Source organism: Escherichia sp. MOD1-EC6842 (assembly GCF_002965705.1).
GTDB classification, from domain to species: Bacteria; Pseudomonadota; Gammaproteobacteria; order Enterobacterales; family Enterobacteriaceae; genus Escherichia; species Escherichia ruysiae.
This window is the reverse complement of sequence record NZ_PTRF01000009.1, coordinates 71,578-89,660: the sequence shown is the minus strand read 5'-3', so window position 1 is coordinate 89,660 and position 18,083 is coordinate 71,578. Positions and strand designations below refer to the sequence as shown.

16 protein-coding genes are annotated in these 18,083 nt (G+C 49.6%); 7 read left to right on the top strand and 9 right to left on the bottom strand.

From position 1 onward, the window contains the following. Positions 1-47: 47 nt before the first annotated feature. Positions 48-1,424, bottom strand: a complete 1,377-nt coding sequence (gene xseA, locus A7Z29_RS12810; RefSeq protein WP_000937959.1) for an exodeoxyribonuclease VII large subunit — start codon at positions 1,422-1,424, stop codon at positions 48-50. Between the two features lie 161 nt (positions 1,425-1,585). On the opposite strand from xseA, the gene guaB reads away from it, so the two are divergent. Both guaB and guaA read left to right on the top strand, forming a co-directional pair. Further along, positions 1,586-3,052, top strand: a complete 1,467-nt coding sequence (guaB, locus tag A7Z29_RS12805; protein ID WP_001299507.1) for an IMP dehydrogenase — start codon at positions 1,586-1,588, stop codon at positions 3,050-3,052. Positions 3,053-3,120: 68 nt separating this feature from the next. Further along, a complete protein-coding gene (guaA, locus tag A7Z29_RS12800; protein ID WP_000138265.1) occupies positions 3,121-4,698 on the top strand; it encodes a glutamine-hydrolyzing GMP synthase in 1,578 nt (525 codons plus the stop codon). Between the two features lie 92 nt (positions 4,699-4,790). Here the strand turns inward: guaA and A7Z29_RS12795 are convergent, their stop codons facing one another. The 3 genes from A7Z29_RS12795 to A7Z29_RS12785 all read right to left on the bottom strand — a co-directional run bounded on the left by A7Z29_RS12795 (position 4,791) and on the right by A7Z29_RS12785 (position 6,365). Continuing rightward, positions 4,791-5,330 carry a DUF5384 family protein gene (locus A7Z29_RS12795; protein WP_000756785.1) on the bottom strand — a complete coding sequence of 180 codons (540 nt, stop codon included), beginning with the start codon at positions 5,328-5,330 and terminating at the stop codon, positions 4,791-4,793. A 15-nt stretch (positions 5,331-5,345) separates the two neighbouring features. Beyond that, positions 5,346-5,864: an outer membrane lipoprotein gene (locus A7Z29_RS12790; RefSeq protein WP_010344568.1), complete on the bottom strand. Its 519-nt coding sequence runs from the start codon at positions 5,862-5,864 to the stop codon at positions 5,346-5,348. A gap of 309 nt (positions 5,865-6,173) precedes the next feature. Beyond that, complete coding sequence (locus A7Z29_RS12785) at positions 6,174-6,365, bottom strand: YfgG family protein (RefSeq protein WP_000075999.1); 192 nt, start codon at positions 6,363-6,365, stop codon at positions 6,174-6,176. Positions 6,366-6,382: 17 nt separating this feature from the next. On the opposite strand from A7Z29_RS12785, the gene A7Z29_RS23485 reads away from it, so the two are divergent. Both A7Z29_RS23485 and A7Z29_RS12775 read left to right on the top strand, forming a co-directional pair. After that, positions 6,383-6,535 (top strand): hypothetical protein, encoded by a 153-nt coding sequence (locus A7Z29_RS23485; protein ID WP_000019880.1) that lies wholly within the window; start codon positions 6,383-6,385, stop codon positions 6,533-6,535. A gap of 181 nt (positions 6,536-6,716) precedes the next feature. After that, complete coding sequence (locus A7Z29_RS12775) at positions 6,717-8,960, top strand: bifunctional diguanylate cyclase/phosphodiesterase (protein WP_105290330.1); 2,244 nt, start codon at positions 6,717-6,719, stop codon at positions 8,958-8,960. Positions 8,961-9,004: 44 nt separating this feature from the next. Here the strand turns inward: A7Z29_RS12775 and ppx are convergent, their stop codons facing one another. The 4 genes from ppx to purM form a co-directional block, all read right to left on the bottom strand. Continuing rightward, positions 9,005-10,546 carry an exopolyphosphatase gene (ppx, locus tag A7Z29_RS12770; protein ID WP_105290329.1) on the bottom strand — a complete coding sequence of 514 codons (1,542 nt, stop codon included), beginning with the start codon at positions 10,544-10,546 and terminating at the stop codon, positions 9,005-9,007. 4 nt (positions 10,547-10,550) lie between these two features. Beyond that, positions 10,551-12,617, bottom strand: a complete 2,067-nt coding sequence (gene ppk1 / locus A7Z29_RS12765) for a polyphosphate kinase 1 (protein ID WP_010344570.1) — start codon at positions 12,615-12,617, stop codon at positions 10,551-10,553. A 170-nt stretch (positions 12,618-12,787) separates the two neighbouring features. After that, positions 12,788-13,426: a phosphoribosylglycinamide formyltransferase gene (gene purN / locus A7Z29_RS12760; protein ID WP_001028605.1), complete on the bottom strand. Its 639-nt coding sequence runs from the start codon at positions 13,424-13,426 to the stop codon at positions 12,788-12,790. Next, on the bottom strand, positions 13,426-14,463 hold the full coding sequence (purM, locus tag A7Z29_RS12755; protein WP_010344571.1) for a phosphoribosylformylglycinamidine cyclo-ligase: 1,038 nt from the start codon (positions 14,461-14,463) through the stop codon (positions 13,426-13,428). The genes purN and purM overlap by 1 nt, the downstream gene beginning before the upstream one ends. A 323-nt stretch (positions 14,464-14,786) precedes the next feature. On the opposite strand from purM, the gene upp reads away from it, so the two are divergent. The 3 genes from upp (at position 14,787) to A7Z29_RS12740 (ending at position 17,584) form a co-directional block, all read left to right on the top strand. After that, positions 14,787-15,413 carry a uracil phosphoribosyltransferase gene (gene upp / locus A7Z29_RS12750; protein ID WP_001295473.1) on the top strand — a complete coding sequence of 209 codons (627 nt, stop codon included), beginning with the start codon at positions 14,787-14,789 and terminating at the stop codon, positions 15,411-15,413. Positions 15,414-15,498: 85 nt separating this feature from the next. Then, the gene (uraA, locus tag A7Z29_RS12745) at positions 15,499-16,788 is read left to right on the top strand and encodes a uracil permease (protein ID WP_105290328.1); all 1,290 of its coding nucleotides are present in this window, start codon (positions 15,499-15,501) and stop codon (positions 16,786-16,788) included. A gap of 94 nt (positions 16,789-16,882) precedes the next feature. After that, the gene (locus tag A7Z29_RS12740) at positions 16,883-17,584 is read left to right on the top strand and encodes a DnaA inactivator Hda (RefSeq protein WP_001307333.1); all 702 of its coding nucleotides are present in this window, start codon (positions 16,883-16,885) and stop codon (positions 17,582-17,584) included. Positions 17,585-17,721: 137 nt separating this feature from the next. Here A7Z29_RS12740 and arsC read toward each other — a convergent pair whose 3' ends face one another. Next, positions 17,722-18,081 (bottom strand): arsenate reductase (glutaredoxin), encoded by a 360-nt coding sequence (arsC, locus tag A7Z29_RS12735; RefSeq protein ID WP_000166470.1) that lies wholly within the window; start codon positions 18,079-18,081, stop codon positions 17,722-17,724. Positions 18,082-18,083 lie beyond the last annotated feature (2 nt).

The following is an 18,083-nucleotide window of genomic DNA, read 5'->3' as shown; positions in this document are numbered from 1 at the left end:
AGCGGGGAGCCTGTGCCGGATGCGATGCTTGGCGCATCTTATCCGGCCTACGGATTAGCCGCTTTCTTACGCGGTTTACGCGTTTTTGTTACAGCACTGACTTCGCTAATCACCACGCCATCACCTAACCGCGTGGTCAACGTATCGCCCGTTTTCACCTGCTTAACTTGCTTCAGCACTGTCCCATCGGCGGCGCTGGTGACGCTATAGCCACGCGCCAGCGTGGATAGTGGACTCACGGCTTCCAGATGTGTCACTGCATTACCAAAGCGTTCACGCGTGGCACTAAGCTGTGCTCGCAGAGTTTCTGCCAGGCGATATTCCAGTTGTTGAATGCGAGTCTGCGCGCGATGAATGCGTGGTTGAGGATTTTGCTGATTCAGACGCTGTTCAAGCCGTTGCTGTTGCTGCACGACTCGTTTGAGTTGATTTTCCAGCGCATAGCTCATCCGCTTTTGCAGCCGCTCCAGCATGGTTTGCTGGCGCGCCAGACGTAACTGCGGATGTTGCTGCTGTAAACGATGGTGGATCTGCGTAAAGCGCCTGGTACGGTTGGCGAGATAATAATCCATCGCCATTTCCAGCCGCTGGCGGGAAGATTGCACCTGGCGCAGTAACTCCTGCTGATTGCGGCTCACCACTTCGGCGGCGGCAGAGGGGGTTGGTGCGCGTAGGTCGGCAACAAAGTCGGCGATAGTCACATCGGTTTCATGACCGACGGCGCTGACAATCGGAATACGGCTGGCAAAAATCGCCCTCGCCACGCGCTCGTCGTTAAAACTCCACAAATCTTCCAGCGAACCGCCGCCGCGACCGACGATCAAGACGTCGCATTCGTTGCGCAGGTTCGCCAGTTCAATTGCGCGAACGATTTGCCCCGGCGCATCATCGCCCTGTACGGCGGTAGGGTAAATAATCACCGGCAGAGAAGGATCTCGACGTTTTAACACATGCAAAATATCGTGCAGCGCCGCGCCGGTTTTGGATGTAATCACACCGACACAGTGCGCGGGGGAGGGGAGAGGTTTTTTTAGTTGCTGATCGAACAAACCTTCAGCCTGCAACTTCGCTTTTAGCTGTTCGTATTTCTGTTGCAACAAGCCTTCACCGGCTGGCTGCATACTCTCGACGATAATCTGATAATCACCGCGCGGCTCATACAGCGTAATGTTGGCGCGAACCAGAACCTGTTGCCCGTGCTGTGGGCGAAAGGTAACCCGGCGGTTGCTGTTGCGGAACATCGCGCAGCGAACCTGGGCGGTATCGTCTTTGAGCGTAAAGTACCAGTGACCGGAGGCCGGTTGTGTGAAGTTCGAGATTTCACCGCTGATCCACACCTGTCCCATCTCCTGCTCAAGCAGCAGACGAACCGTTTGATTCAGGCGGCTAACGGTAAAAATTGCAGGGGATTGAGACGGTAACATGTGAGCGAGATCAAATTCTAAATCAGCAAGTTATTCAATCGATAGTAACCCGCCTTCTGGGGATAGCAAGCATTATTTGCAAAAAGGGGTAGATGCAATCGGTTACGCTCTGTATAATGCCACGGCAATATTTATTAACCACTCTGGTCGAGATATTGCCCATGCTACGTATCGCTAAAGAAGCTCTCACATTTGACGACGTTCTCCTCGTTCCTGCTCATTCTACCGTTCTGCCGAATACTGCTGATCTCAGCACCCAGCTGACGAAAACTATTCGTCTGAATATCCCTATGCTCTCCGCAGCAATGGATACCGTAACGGAAGCGCGCCTGGCTATTGCTCTGGCTCAGGAAGGCGGTATCGGCTTTATCCACAAAAACATGTCTATTGAACGCCAGGCTGAAGAAGTTCGCCGTGTGAAAAAACACGAATCTGGCGTGGTGACTGACCCACAGACGGTTCTGCCAACCACGACGCTGCGCGAAGTGAAAGAACTGACTGAACGTAATGGCTTTGCGGGCTACCCGGTCGTTACTGAAGAAAACGAACTGGTCGGCATCATCACCGGTCGTGACGTGCGTTTTGTGACCGATCTGAACCAACCGGTTAGCGTTTACATGACGCCGAAAGAACGTCTGGTAACCGTGCGTGAAGGTGAAGCCCGCGAAGTTGTGCTGGCAAAAATGCACGAAAAACGCGTTGAGAAGGCGCTGGTGGTTGATGATGAATTCCACCTGATCGGCATGATCACCGTGAAAGACTTCCAGAAAGCGGAACGTAAACCGAACGCGTGTAAAGATGAACAAGGTCGTCTGCGTGTTGGCGCAGCGGTTGGCGCGGGTGCTGGAAACGAAGAGCGTGTTGATGCGCTGGTTGCCGCAGGCGTTGACGTTCTGCTGATCGACTCCTCTCACGGCCATTCTGAAGGCGTTCTGCAGCGTATCCGTGAAACCCGTGCTAAATATCCGGATCTGCAAATCATCGGCGGCAACGTGGCAACGGCTGCTGGTGCTCGCGCGCTGGCAGAAGCAGGTTGCAGCGCGGTTAAAGTCGGTATCGGTCCTGGCTCTATTTGTACGACTCGTATCGTTACTGGTGTAGGTGTTCCGCAGATCACTGCCGTTGCTGATGCAGTAGAAGCCCTGGAAGGCACCGGTATTCCGGTTATCGCTGATGGTGGTATTCGTTTCTCTGGCGATATTGCGAAAGCTATCGCTGCTGGTGCAAGCGCGGTGATGGTAGGTTCCATGCTGGCAGGTACTGAAGAATCTCCGGGTGAAATCGAACTCTACCAGGGGCGTTCTTACAAATCTTACCGTGGGATGGGCTCTCTGGGCGCAATGTCCAAAGGTTCTTCTGACCGTTACTTCCAGAGCGACAACGCCGCTGACAAACTGGTGCCGGAAGGTATCGAAGGTCGCGTAGCGTACAAAGGCCGCCTGAAAGAGATCATCCACCAGCAGATGGGCGGCCTGCGCTCCTGTATGGGGCTGACCGGCTGTGGTACTATCGACGAACTGCGTACTAAAGCGGAGTTTGTACGTATCAGCGGTGCGGGCATTCAGGAAAGCCACGTTCACGACGTGACCATCACCAAAGAGTCCCCGAACTACCGTCTGGGCTCCTGATTCTCTTCGCCCGACTTCATGTCGGGCGATTTATATTATCTGTTTCACTTGCCTCGGAATAAGCGTCAATGACGGAAAACATTCATAAGCATCGCATCCTCATTCTGGACTTCGGTTCTCAGTACACTCAACTGGTTGCGCGCCGCGTGCGTGAACTGGGTGTATACTGCGAACTGTGGGCGTGGGATGTGACAGAAGCACAAATTCGTGACTTCAATCCAAGCGGCATTATTCTTTCCGGCGGCCCGGAAAGTACCACCGAAGAAAACAGCCCGCGTGCGCCGCAGTATGTCTTTGAAGCAGGCGTACCGGTATTTGGCGTTTGCTATGGTATGCAGACTATGGCGATGCAGTTAGGTGGTCATGTTGAAGCCTCTAACGAACGTGAATTTGGTTATGCGCAGGTTGAAGTACAAACTGATAGCGCGCTGATTCATGGTATCGAAGATGCATTAAGCGCAGATGGCAAACCGCTGCTTGACGTGTGGATGAGCCACGGTGATAAGGTAACTGCGATTCCTCAAGATTTCGTCACCGTAGCCAGCACCGAAAGCTGCCCGTTTGCCATTATGGCTAACGAAGAAAAACGCTTCTATGGTGTGCAGTTCCACCCGGAAGTGACTCACACCCGTCAGGGTATGCGTATGCTGGAGCGTTTTGTGCGTGATATCTGCCAGTGTGAAGCCCTGTGGACACCGGCGAAAATTATCGACGACGCGGTAGCCCGCATCCGCGAGCAGGTGGGCGACGATAAAGTGATCCTTGGCCTCTCTGGTGGCGTGGACTCTTCCGTTACTGCGATGCTGCTGCACCGTGCAATTGGTAAAAACCTGACCTGCGTATTTGTCGACAACGGCCTGCTGCGTCTCAACGAAGCAGAGCAGGTTCTGGATATGTTTGGCGATCGCTTCGGCCTGAACATTGTTCACGTTCCGGCAGAAGATCGCTTCCTGTCAGCACTGGCTGGCGAAAACGATCCGGAAGCAAAACGTAAAATCATCGGTCGTGTCTTTGTTGAAGTATTCGATGAAGAAGCCCTGAAACTGGAAGATGTGAAGTGGCTGGCGCAGGGAACTATCTATCCTGACGTTATTGAATCTGCCGCGTCTGCAACCGGTAAAGCGCACGTTATCAAATCTCACCACAACGTTGGCGGCCTGCCGAAAGAGATGAAGATGGGCCTGGTTGAACCGCTGAAAGAGCTGTTCAAAGACGAAGTGCGTAAGATTGGTCTGGAGCTGGGCCTGCCGTACGACATGCTGTACCGTCATCCGTTCCCGGGGCCGGGTCTCGGCGTTCGTGTTCTGGGCGAAGTGAAGAAAGAGTACTGCGACCTGCTGCGCCGTGCGGATGCCATCTTCATTGAAGAGCTGCGTAAAGCGGATTTGTACGACAAAGTCAGCCAGGCGTTCACTGTCTTCCTGCCAGTTCGTTCCGTTGGCGTAATGGGCGATGGTCGTAAGTATGATTGGGTTGTTTCTCTGCGTGCTGTCGAAACTATCGACTTTATGACCGCACACTGGGCGCACCTGCCGTACGATTTCCTCGGTCGTGTTTCCAATCGCATTATCAATGAAGTGAACGGTATTTCCCGCGTGGTGTATGACATCAGCGGCAAGCCGCCTGCGACTATTGAGTGGGAATGATTTGACCCTGCACTATGAATGAACAAAACCCTCTGTTACTACAGAGGGTTTTTTATCCTCAAGAATTATAGGCTTGAAGTTACTAACATCGATTAATTAAACCAACTGTCCGATTTATTCTCTTCTGCTTTACCTACGCTCTTCATTAAATCGCGACCGCCTTCAGTCATATTCCTGTTAGCATCAGCTTCTGACTGCACAACATCGGTTTGCGCGGCTTTGTGCTTCAGTTCCTGATCGATAAATTCGTTTTCTCGCTTAACGCGGGCTTCTTCTTTCGCCAGCGCCAGTTTTTGTTTCTGAATCTCTAAGCTGCGCAGCTCATCCTCATAACTTTGATCGCGCTTTTTGTCCGCAGTGGCTTCGGCGTCCAGTTTATCCTGACGAGCTTTCTTATTTGCCGCTGCCGTTGCCGCTCTTTTGTTAGCGGCGGCCTGGGCATTTGCACGCCGTTGCTTCTCTTGCTGGATTTCCCTGTTGCGCTCCGCTACCCATTCGTCATGCTGCCTTTGCTCTTCATTTTTACCTTGCTGTTCCGCTTCTGCGACAGCAGAGAGTTGATCCTGTAATGAAGAGGCGAAAGTTGAACTACTTAAGGCGGCTAAGATGGCGCAAAGTAAAACCTTCTTCATGAATCCTCCTGATTATTAGCTTTTTTCAGGACATTTTGTATTTGGCTGAATACGCGTTTCGTTATACGTAGTGGTAATAACAACGGCTAAACCCGTCGTGAACTGGCACTCTTTACCCACCTGGGTGGAGGTATACACTTTGGTGCCTTCTTTGTATGTTAAAGAAACACCTTCCACTAAGGTTTTATCATTCACCATAGAACCTGCCGCCGCACCTACGGCTCCGCCGCCAACTGCACCTGCCGTCGTTCCAGAGTTACTGCCGGAGCCGACGTTATGGCCAATAACGCCGCCAGCGACTGCGCCAATAAGTGCGCCGAAGGCTTGTGCGTTCCGTTTATTTTGTGAGTTGTCTACGGCAACTTTGGCAGGAAGAATAGAAATAATATTAACAGTTTTGGTTTCTTGTTTTGTATTCAGTTGATCGGTTTGATAAACATCGGCGGCATGATCGTCAGCGTTTGACTGGCATCCAGCCAGGGTGAATGACGCTAAAATTGCCACAGGCAGAAGACATTTTTTAAATTTCATCACTATTCCTTGTTATACACATTACGAAAAATAAGATATTTAAGATCATCAAAAGAGCAAAGTAAATGTATTGCGTATAAAGTAATAGATTAAATTTATGAAAATTCATGCGAGAAATAAATTATTAAATAAATATAATTTAAATATATGTATTAATTTAGAGCTTATGCCTTCTAAGGCAGGATCTACGTCAGTCGGGACAATGGGTGAAATTTAAGGTGAAAGAATGCCTGCCGCTTTGTTAACTATAAAGAGCAAAAACATCGGGCAGCAATGCGCCGTCTTGTTAAGTTAAAATGGAGAAGGTAACCGCTAACGTTGTACCGGGGATTCGATAGAGAGAGTGGATTGCTGCGCTTCTTTTTTGCTCTGATGATGCTGCCAGGCACCCACGGACGAGTAGATAAAGCGACCAAAGAAGAAGATAAAGCTGATGAGCAGTACGATACGGGTCATGCGACTGTTAAATCGGTGTCGTTTTCGCATACTGGTTGCCTGACTCACAAAAGGTTCCTTGAAGTATGTCCCACTCTGTGGACGGTACTTACATTAAGGCACACCTGGGCAAAATGGTCAATTCTCTATTATGTAAAAAAGCGTCAGCGGATACATATTCTAATGTTATGGAAATTGATTTAATTATTTACAACAATGATGTAATAATGATGGCTTAACATGATAAACGTAATAATTCATTAATCATGGTTATTTTGTTTGATATATATCAATTGGAACTTTCATATGACACTTAGAATCGATACTCTCTATAGTGATGAATAATCATCCGTCGAATTCAGGTGGGATGCCTGTCTGAATACACCCCTTTCAGGATGTGGGGAATTCTGTTGAGCATCTATGAAACTGAATGCAACTTATATAAAAATACGTGATAAATGGTGGGGGCTTCCGCTGATCCTGCCTTCTTTAATCTTGCCCATTTTCGCACAAATAAATACTTTTGCGCATATTTCCTCCGGTGAAGTCTTTCTCTTTTATCTGCCCCTGGCTCTGATGATCAGCATGATGATGTTTTTTAGCTGGGCTGCATTACCGGGTATAGCATTAGGCATTTTTGTTCGTAAGTATGCGGAGCTTGGCCTTTATGAAACGCTTTCCTTAACAGCTAATTTTATTATCATTATTATTATTTGTTGGGGCGGTTACAGGGTCTTTTCTCCCCGGCGTAACAACGTTTCACATGGTGATATCCGCTTAATTTCCCAGCGAATTTTCTGGCAGATTGTTTTTCCTGCAACGTTGTTTCTGGTACTTTTCCAGTTTGCGGCATTTGTAGGGTTACTGGCGAGCAGAGATAATCTGGTAGGGGTTATGCCCTTTAACCTCGGGACATTAATCAATTACCAGGCCTTGCTGGTAGGTAATCTTATCGGCGTCCCACTGTGCTACTTCATCATTCGGGTGGTGCGGAATCCGTTTTATTTACGTAGCTATTATTCGCAATTAAAACAGCAGGTTGACAAAAAGGTTACCAAAAAAGAATTTGCGATCTGGTTGCTTGCATTGGGTGCGTTGTTGTTGTTGCTATGTATGCCATTAAATGAAAAAAGCACAATTTTTAGCACCAACTATACGTTATCGTTATTGCTACCGCTGATGATGTGGGGAGCAATGCGCTATGGCTATAAGTTTATATCACTGCTCTGGGCGGTAGTGCTGATGATCAGCATTCACAGCTATCAGAATTACATTCCCCTTTATCCTGGATATACCACGCAACTGACCATAACTTCCTCCAGTTATCTGGTATTTTCTTTTATTGTGAATTATATGGCTGTTCTGGCAACCCGTCAGCGAGCGGTGGTCAGACGCATTCAACGGCTTGCATATGTGGATCCGGTTGTTCATCTGCCAAACATTCGTGCCCTGAATCGCGCATTGCGTGATGCTCCCTGGTCCGCGCTATGTTATTTACGCATCCCTGGCATGGAAATGCTGGTAAAGAACTATGGCATCATGCTACGCATTCAATATAAACAAAAACTTTCACACTGGCTGACACCGTTGCTGGAACCGGGCGAAGCTGTTTATCAGCTTTCCGGTAACGACCTTGCGTTGCGACTGAATACAGAATCATACCAGGAGCGCATTACCACGCTGGATAATCATCTGAAGCAGTTTCGTTTCTTTTGGGATGGAATGCCGTTACAGCCTCAGATTGGCGTCAGTTATTGCTATGTCCGCTCACCGGTTAATCATATATATCTGCTGCTGGGAGAGCTAAATATGGTTGCCGAACTTTCTATCGTGACCAATACCCCGGAAAATATGCAGCGTCGCGGGGCAATGTATTTACAACGTGAATTGAAAGACAAGGTGGCGATGATGAATCGGCTACAACAGGCGCTTGAGCATAACGATTTTTGCCTGATGGCTCAGCCGATTACAGGGGTGCGCGGTGATGTTTATCATGAAATTCTGCTGCGCATGAAAGGAGATAATGGCGAACTCATCAATCCTGACAATTTCTTACCGGTCGCGCATGAGTTTGGCTTATCGTCCAGTATCGACATGTGGGTTATCGAGCATACACTGCAATTTATGGCAGAAAATAGAGAAAAAATGCCAGCTCGTCGGTTTGCTATTAACCTGTCGCCAACTTCCGTTTGTCAGGCGAGTTTCCCTTTAGATATCAGTAAATTTTTAAGTAAATATCAAATAGAAGCGTGGCAGCTTATCTTTGAGGTAACCGAGAGTAATACCCTGACCAATGTTAAGCAGGCGCAGAATACGTTGCTGCATCTTCAGGAGTTAGGATGTCAAATTGCAATTGATGATTTCGGCACCGGCTACGCCAGTTATGCGCGGCTAAAAAATGTGAATGCCAATTTATTAAAAATTGATGGCAGCTTCATACGCAATATTGCCTCGAATAGTCTGGATTACCAGATAGTGGCGTCAATTTGTCATCTGGCGCGAATGAAGAAAATGCAAGTGGTTGCGGAATATGTTGAAAATGAAGAGATTCGCAAAGCGGTGCATTCTTTAGGTATTGATTATCTGCAAGGATTTTTGATTGGTGAACCTCAGCCGTTAGTGGCGATACTGGGTGAAAGAGAGCCAGTCCGGGAAAGCGCGTAATTTATTTGGGCCAACATAACATGTTGGCCCGTTTTCATTTCATATTAAGCCGCAATTTCAGGCGTGCTTTCTTCTTCAATTTTTAGTCGCCAGCCAGCCACGCCTTCCCAGTATTCTTGTTCCTTTTCCAGATCAAGCAATACTAGCGCGTTCTGGCTAAACCAGTCATGCGGAAAACGCAGGGTCCAGTGGCTGTCATCGGTAATCAGCGTCAATGTTGGCGGCGTGGTGGTAGCCTGACGTTGATTATTGAGTAATACGCCAAGGCGTAATAGCTGAATCAGTGGCAGGAACTGTTTCTTCTTAAACAAGGTAAAGCGCGGCAGATCGTCGAGCTTAATCGCTTTACGGTGATAGCGCACCAGTGTCGCCATCATCAACTGCTGTTCCTGATTAAAACCCGGCAAGTCGCTGTTTTGCAGAATATAAGCGGAGTGGCGATGCAAACCGCTATGGTTGATATTCAACCCGACCTCATGCAGCATGGCGGCCCATCGCAGTAGCGCCTCCAGTTGCGGATGCGCCAGCTTCGGTTGTTGTTCTCGCCACTGTCCGTACATTTGCATAGTGGTATCCAGCACCCGTCGTGCCTGTTCACTGTCGATATGATACTGGTTAGCCAGACTACTGGCGGTGCGGCTACGCACATCCTGATGGCGAAAACGTCCTTCCATCTCATACAGTACGCCTTCACGAAGCGCCCCGTCAGAAAGTCGCAGTTCACGGATGGCTAAGGCATCAAACACACCGCATAAAATCGCCAGTCCAGGAACGAAGACAGTTTTCCGCTCTTCGGAAAGACCCGGTAAACTCAGCGATGCGAAATTACGGTGCCGTAAAACCTCTTTTACCAGTTTTTCCAGACGTTCCGGGGTAATTATCCCGTCTTTCTCGCCCATTTCCATCAACACTTCATGAGTAGCTTTAATGGTGCCGGAAGCGCCCATTGCCACATTCCAGCCCTGGATACGGAATTGCCAGGTTAAGGTTTCAAGTTTTTGCGCTGCTGCCATGCGTGCGCGCTGAAAATTTTCTTTATTGATGACGCCGCCCTGGAAATAAAGCTGGGCAAAGCTGACACAACCCATCCGGCGACTTTCCACGAGAATAGGTTCGAAATTTTCACCAATCACCAGTTCTGTTGAGCCGCCACCAATATCAATAACCAGTTTGCGGCCTTTTTCCGGCTGGGTATGCTCCACGCCCATAAAAATCAGACGCGCTTCTTCGTTGCCGGAAATAATTTCAATCGGGTAGGGGATAACCTTTTCTGCTCGCTTCAGAAAGTCAGTAGCATTCAGCGCCTGACGTAGAGTATGGGTTCCGACAATACAGACGCTGGAAGGAGAAAAACCCTGTAGGCGTTCGGCAAACAGCGACAGGCAGTTTAAGCCACGCGTCATCGCTTCCTCACTCAACATATTATCTGGCCCCAGGCCGTCCGCCAGATGTACCCGTTGTTTCAGGCGACCAATAATCTGCATTGCGCCATCAACCACACGGGCAATGACCATGTGGAAACTGTTTGAACCAAGATCGACCGCAGCAAACTCCTGTGGGCGAGGGGATTTGTCGTGTATTGGCATAGGGTTATTCAGATTGTTCGAGTGATTTGATGTAGTCGTAGATCGCCAATTGCGCCCGTACTTTGCGGCGGTTACCACGGGGGACGTAGCGATTACTGAGTTCTTTATCGATATAACGCGCTTTGACCGTGTCGCTGAACAGAATTTCGATGATGTCCAGCACCCGCTGCTTCAGTCGGGGATCGAGTAGCGGTGTAGCCACTTCAATACGATAATCAATATTGCGTGTCATCCAGTCGGCGGAAGAAAGGTAAACTTTTTTATCGCCGCCGTTTTCAAAAATATAAACCCGATCATGTTCAAGGTAACGATCGACAATACTAATAGCACGAATATTGTCGCTAATACCTTCCAGATTGGGGATCAGCGAACACATTCCGCGTACCAGTAGATTTACCGGCACGCCGGAACTGGAGGCCGCATACAGTCGATCGACCAGACCTTTATCGACCAGGTTATTCAGTTTCAGGGTAATACCGCAAGGCAGCCCTTGTTGAGCGTTGGCTATCTCACGATCCACCATTTCATACAGCAAACGACGGGAGTTTTGCGGCGACACCATTAAATAATCGAAAGTCACCGGACGGTATGGATTTTCAATAAAGTTGAACACCCGCCGTACTTCGTTGGTGATGCGCGCATCGGCGGTCAGCAGTGAGTAGTCGGTATAAAGACGCGCGGTTTTTTCATTAAAGTTCCCGGTTCCGATATGCGCGTAACGCACGACTTCGCCGTTTTCTTTACGTGAAATCAGGAACAGTTTGGCGTGAATTTTCAGCCCCGGCGCAGAGAAAATTACGTGTACGCCCGCTTCAGTCAGCCGTTTTGCCCAGTGAATGTTGGCTTCTTCATCGAAACGCGCCTGTAACTCAACCACCACGGTGACTTTCTTACCGTTGTGAGCGGCGTGGATCATCGAGTCGATGATGCGCGAATCTTTCGCTACGCGGTAAATGTTAATTTTAATCGCCAGTACGCTTGGGTCGAACGAGGCCTGGCGTAGCAGTTCCAGCACATGTTCAAAAGTGTGATAAGGATAATAGAGCAGCACATCGTGTTCGCGAATGGCATCAAAACCGTTACGGAACTGGGCTTTATCAAACCAAATGTGGCGTAAACGTGGCAGTGGCTTATTCACCAGATTCGCTTTGCCGACATTGGGGAAATTAATAAAGTCTTTAAAATTATGATAACGACCACCGGGTACGATGGAGTCGTAGCGGGAAATCGTCAGTTTTTCGCGCAACACCTCAACCAGAGCACTGGGCATATCGCGCTGATAAACAAAACGCACCGGTTCTGCGGTTAAACGCTGCTTCAGACTGGAAGACATCAGCTCCATCAGGCTGGCTTCCATCTCGTGCACTAAATCGTATTCAGCATCGCGGGTCATCTTCATTGAATAGGCATTCAGCGCGTCATAATCAAAGAAGCCTTTGAAAATATCATCAAGGCAGTAACGCAGAATGTTATCCAGAAGAATCATAGGCTTGCGTCTGCGCGGTGCTTCCGGCGGCAAATTCACAAAGCGCGGCACTTTATCTGAGGGGATCTCCAGCAGCGCGTAACGAATAGTGTCGCCACGGATAATTTCTACCGCCAGATAGGTGTAGTCATCTTTCAGGAACTGCACTAAGTCAGTGTCAGGGTTGATTAGAATCGGCGTAATGTGCTGACGCAGATACTGCTTAAAATAATGACGCAGCCAGTTTTGTTGATTGACAGAGAGCTGGCGTTCATTAATCAGGAAAATCTGGTTGCGCGCCATCTCCAGCAACAGTTCGTTGTAGAGGCCGTCGAATTCCTGATCGGCTTTCAGCACGCGGGATTGAATTTTGCCCAGCAAATGGCGGGAATGAGAATTAGAACCTTGTTCTTCGCTAATAATGATGCGTCGCTTCAGTTCAGCGAAGCGGACTTTATAGAACTCATCAAGGTTATTGGAATAGATCCCCAGGAAACGCATCCTTTCAATCAGCGGGTTAGATTTGTCCGCCGCTTCCTGAAGCACGCGTTCATTGAACGATAACCAACTGAGCTCTTTTTCGATGTATAGCTTTTCCTGACCCATTACCACTTTTACTCCGTTTTATTCACGGGACACTGCCTGGATATTATGGCGAGCAATATTGGCAGATGTCCAACTATGCCAGAAAAGGGAGAAAAAAACTGCTGGAGCCTGCGATTTACAGGTGAATTGAAAAACGCCAACGCAGGGCTGGCGCTTTAACTACGGCGGCGTTACTCGTCGGCAGCGTAGCCCTGCGGCGGCAGACGCTGACCATCCAGCCACGCGGCGTTTTCGTGCATCTTCAGACGACCATCGGCAAACCAGCTAATCACCAGCGGATAAATAGCGTGCTCCTGGGTTTGTACGCGGGCGGTGATTTCATCTTCTGTATCACCGGCAAATACAGGGACTTTTGCCTGTAAAATAACCGGCCCACCGTCCAGTTCATCGGTAACGAAATGCACCGATGTACCGTGTTCCTCGTCGCCATTTTCCAGCGCCTGACGATGGGTGTGCAAACCGGGATATTTTGGCAGCAGGGAAGGGTGAATGTTCAGCAAACGACCAGCATAGTGGGAGACAAACGCCGGGCTGAGAATGCGCATAAAACCGGCCAGTACAACCACGTCGGGAGCGTACATATCGATCTCGTGAATCAACTCCCGGTCATAGGCTTCACGACTGTCAAACGCGCTGGCGATGAGCGTATGCGTTGCAATACCGGCTTTGCGGGCGCGTTCAAGGCCGAACGCGTCGGCCTTATTACTGAAAACTGCCCGTAGGGTGCCTTTAATTTTGTTGGTTTTGCAGGCGTCTATAATTGCCTGCAAGTTACTTCCGTTGCCGGAAATAAGCACCACAATATTCATTATTCGATAACCACGCGTTGTTCGGAATCAGAGGCTTTGATGATACCGATTTTCCACGCGTTTTCACCGTTGGCATTAAGCAGAGTGAGAGCTTTGTCCACTTCCGGAGCAGGCAGGGCGATAATCATCCCGACGCCGCAGTTGAAGGTGCGATACATTTCATGGCGCTCGACATTACCCGCCGTTTGCAGCCAGTTGAACACTTCCGGCCACTGCCAGGAGGATTCATCAATGACTGCCTGAGTGTTTTCCGGCAATACGCGCGGAATATTTTCCCAGAAGCCGCCACCGGTCAGGTGCGCAATAGCGTGCACGTCGACCTTTTCGATCAACTCCAGCACTGACTTCACGTAAATGCGGGTCGGTGCCAACAGATGATCGGCTAATGGCTTACCATCAAGTTCGGTAGTTTGTGGATCACAACCGCTGACTTCGAGAATTTTGCGCACCAGCGAATAGCCGTTCGAATGCGGACCGCTGGAGCCAAGCGCAATCAGCACATCGCCGTCGCTGACTTTAGAACCGTCGATGATTTCTGATTTTTCTACCACGCCAACGCAGAAACCCGCAACGTCATAATCTTCACCGTGATACATCCCCGGCATTTCCGCCGTTTCGCCACCTACCAGAGAACACCCGGATTGCAGACAACCTTCGGCGATGCCGCTGATCACTGATGAAGCAGTATCGACATCTAATTTTCCGGTTGCGTAATAGTCGAGGAAAAACAGCGGCTCAGCGCCTTGCACCACCAGGTCATTAACGCACATGGCGACCAGATCGATACCAATGGTGTCGTGACGTTTTAAGTCCATTGCCAGGCGCAGCTTGGTGCCTACACCGTCAGTGCCGGAAACCAGCACGGGTTCACGATATTTTTGCGGCAACGCACACAGCGCACCGAAGCCGCCCAGACCGCCCATCACTTCCGGGCGACGCGTTTTCTTCACTACGCCTTTGATTCTTCCAACCAGAGCATTACCTGCGTCTATATCAACACCGGCATCTTTGTAGCTAAGAGAGGTTTTATCGGTCACTGCTTGGGTCCCCACGCGTTACTTGCGGTAGAAAAATAAAATTCGGCGCAATTCTAACAGGGAAAGCAAACGTTTGCGAGACTGCTTTACATAACCTTTTTTAACCTCTTTTTACCGAGAGAGTGACAAAAAAATGTGTACATAGAGAGGATGAATGATTTTTTGCCAGGATAATTACCACTATTAACTATTTGATTATAAAATAACTTTATCTAAAATCTTTATGATCTTGACTGAAGTCAACGAAAATAATATTGCCGCCTTGAAGAAAGGCGGTATAATCCGTCGATTTTTTTTGTGGCTGCCCTCAAAGGAGAAAGAGTATGAAGATCGTGGAAGTCAAACACCCACTCGTCAAACACAAGCTGGGACTGATGCGTGAGCAAGATATCAGCACCAAGCGCTTTCGCGAACTCGCTTCCGAAGTGGGTAGCCTGCTGACTTACGAAGCGACCGCTGACCTCGAAACTGAAAAAGTAACCATCGAAGGCTGGAACGGCCCGGTGGAAATCGACCAGATTAAAGGTAAGAAAATTACCGTGGTGCCGATTCTGCGCGCTGGTCTGGGGATGATGGATGGCGTGCTGGAAAACGTTCCGAGCGCGCGCATCAGCGTAGTAGGTATGTACCGTAATGAAGAAACGCTGGAACCAGTACCGTACTTCCAGAAACTGGTTTCTAACATCGATGAGCGTATGGCGCTGATCGTTGACCCAATGCTGGCAACCGGTGGTTCCGTTATCGCGACTATCGACCTGTTGAAAAAAGCGGGCTGCAGCAGCATCAAAGTTCTGGTGCTGGTCGCTGCACCAGAAGGTATCGCTGCGCTGGAAAAAGCGCACCCGGACGTCGAGCTATATACTGCATCGATTGACCAGGGATTGAACGAGCACGGATACATTATTCCGGGTCTTGGCGATGCCGGTGACAAAATCTTTGGTACAAAATAAAGAATAAAAATAATTAAAGCCGACTTTAAGAGTCGGCTTTTTTTTGAGTAAAGCGCCTATAACATATAATACAGAGGAATATACTATGACGCGCTGTGCTATCGGGGTGAGTGAAAGACCGCCACTTTTACAGACAATCCCGCTTAGTTTGCAACATTTGTTCGCCATGTTTGGTGCAACCGTCCTGGTGCCCGTCTTATTTCATATTAACCCGGCGACTGTACTGTTATTTAACGGTATCGGGACGCTGCTGTATCTCTTCATCTGTAAAGGGAAAATCCCGGCTTATCTTGGTTCCAGCTTTGCCTTTATTTCACCGGTATTGTTACTGTTGCCATTGGGATATGAAGTCGCGCTGGGCGGCTTTATTATGTGCGGCGTGCTGTTCTGCCTGGTCTCTTTCATCGTGAAGAAAGCGGGAACCGGCTGGCTGGACGTGCTGTTTCCACCTGCGGCAATGGGCGCAATCGTTGCCGTCATCGGTCTGGAGCTGGCGGGCGTAGCTGCCGGTATGGCGGGGTTACTCCCGGCTGAAGGGCAAACGCCAGACTCCAAAACCATCATCATCTCCATTACCACCCTGGCGGTTACGGTTTTAGGTTCCGTGCTGTTTCGTGGTTTCCTGGCAATTATCCCGATTTTAATTGGCGTGCTGGTGGGCTACGCGCTCTCTTTCGCCATGGGAATTGTCGATACCACGCCGATTATTAATGCTCACTGGTTTGCGCTGCCAACCCTCTATACGCCGCGCTTCGAGTGGTTTGCCATTCTGACAATTCTGCCAGCGGCGTTAGTGGTTATTGCCGAACACGTAGGGCACCTGGTAGTAACGGCTAATATCGTCAAAAAAGATCTGCTGCGCGATCCAGGTCTGCACCGTTCGATGTTTGCTAACGGCTTGTCGACCGTGATCTCCGGCTTCTTTGGCTCCACGCCAAACACCACCTACGGGGAAAACATTGGCGTGATGGCGATCACCCGTGTTTACAGTACCTGGGTTATCGGCGGCGCGGCGATTTTTGCTATCCTGCTTTCCTGCGTCGGTAAACTGGCGGCTGCTATCCAGATGATCCCATTGCCGGTGATGGGCGGCGTTTCGCTGCTGCTTTACGGTGTCATCGGTGCTTCCGGTATTCGTGTGTTGATCGAATCGAAAGTGGATTACAACAAAGCACAGAACCTGATCCTGACTTCCGTGATTTTGATCATCGGCGTCAGTGGTGCCAAGGTAAACATCGGCGCGGCGGAGCTGAAAGGCATGGCGCTGGCGACTATCGTCGGTATCGGCTTAAGCCTGATCTTCAAACTGATTAGCGTGCTGCGCCCTGAAGAAGTGGTGCTGGACGCAGAAGACGCAGATATAACAGACAAATAATGTACCGACCGGGCAGTGCTGCTGCCCGGTTCAAACATCATGGGATTCTGTGGTAAACTTCTCGCGATTTTGTGAAATCCTGGTTGAGGTATCTCTGAACACACCGGCACAGCTCTCTTTGCCACTTTATCTTCCTGACGACGAAACCTTTGCAAGTTTCTGGCCGGGGGATAACTCCTCTCTACTGGCCGCGCTGCAAAACGTGCTGCGTCAGGAACATAGCGGTTACATCTATCTCTGGGCACGCGAAGGCGCGGGGCGCAGCCATCTGCTGCACGCGGCTTGCGCGGAATTGTCGCAGCGTGGCGATGCGGTGGGCTATGTCCCGCTGGATAAACGCACCTGGTTTGTCCCGGAAGTGCTCGACGGTATGGAGCATTTGTCGCTGGTTTGCATCGACAATATCGAGTGTATTGCCGGCGATGAGTTGTGGGAGATGGCGATTTTCGATCTCTACAATCGGATTCTGGAGTCGGGCAAAACACGGTTGTTGATCACCGGCGATCGTCCACCGCGTCAGTTGAATCTGGGATTACCGGATCTCGCGTCGCGTCTTGACTGGGGGCAGATCTACAAATTGCAGCCACTTTCTGATGAAGATAAGTTGCAGGCGCTACAGTTACGCGCGCGTTTGCGTGGTTTTGAACTACCGGAAGATGTGGGACGCTTCTTGCTGAAGCGGCTCGACAGAGAGATGCGCACGCTATTTATGACACTGGATCAGTTGGATCGTGCGTCGATTACCGCGCAACGTAAGCTGACCATTCCGTTTGTGAAAGAAATTCTGAAGTTGTAGATAAGGTGTTTATTGTCGGATGCGGCGCGAGCGCCTTATCCGACCTACGCGAAGTTAATCCATAGTATTCCTGGGCCGGACAAGACGCGGCAAGCGTCGCATCCGGCAATGTGCCTTAACTAGCGATGGGGCACATCTTAATCCACGATTTCCAGCACTTGCTCCGGTGGACGTCCAATCCGCGCTTTGCCATTGGCGACCACAATCGGGCGCTCCATCAGCTTCGGATTATCCACCATCGCCTGAATCAGCGCCTCTTCGCTAAGCGAACTGTCAGCCAGGTTCAGCTCTTTATAAAGATCTTCTTTCTGGCGCATCAATTCACGGGCGCTATTCATCCCCAGCATTTTCAGTAAATCGCGCAGCGTTGCCGCATCGGCGGGAGTCTCAAGATAGAGCACCACTTCTGGCTCCACGCCGTTTTCTTTCAGCAGGGTCAGCGTTTCCCGGCTCTTTGAACAGCGTGGGTTATGGTAGATTTTTACCTGTTTGGTCATTG

Coding starts and splice junctions, on each gene's coding strand:
- upp (WP_001295473.1), top strand. CDS start 14,787: ATGAAGATCGTGGAAGTCAAACACCCACTCGTCAAACACAAGCTGGGA.
- ppk1 (WP_010344570.1), bottom strand. CDS start 12,617: ATGGGTCAGGAAAAGCTATACATCGAAAAAGAGCTCAGTTGGTTATCG.
- arsC (WP_000166470.1), bottom strand. CDS start 18,081: ATGACCAAACAGGTAAAAATCTACCATAACCCACGCTGTTCAAAGAGC.
- ppx (WP_105290329.1), bottom strand. CDS start 10,546: ATGCCAATACACGACAAATCCCCTCGCCCACAGGAGTTTGCTGCGGTC.
- purN (WP_001028605.1), bottom strand. CDS start 13,426: ATGAATATTGTGGTGCTTATTTCCGGCAACGGAAGTAACTTGCAGGCA.
- A7Z29_RS12795 (WP_000756785.1), bottom strand. CDS start 5,330: ATGAAGAAGGTTTTACTTTGCGCCATCTTAGCCGCCTTAAGTAGTTCA.
- uraA (WP_105290328.1), top strand. CDS start 15,499: ATGACGCGCTGTGCTATCGGGGTGAGTGAAAGACCGCCACTTTTACAG.
- A7Z29_RS23485 (WP_000019880.1), top strand. CDS start 6,383: ATGTCCCACTCTGTGGACGGTACTTACATTAAGGCACACCTGGGCAAA.
- xseA (WP_000937959.1), bottom strand. CDS start 1,424: ATGTTACCGTCTCAATCCCCTGCAATTTTTACCGTTAGCCGCCTGAAT.
- guaB (WP_001299507.1), top strand. CDS start 1,586: ATGCTACGTATCGCTAAAGAAGCTCTCACATTTGACGACGTTCTCCTC.
- guaA (WP_000138265.1), top strand. CDS start 3,121: ATGACGGAAAACATTCATAAGCATCGCATCCTCATTCTGGACTTCGGT.
- A7Z29_RS12775 (WP_105290330.1), top strand. CDS start 6,717: ATGAAACTGAATGCAACTTATATAAAAATACGTGATAAATGGTGGGGG.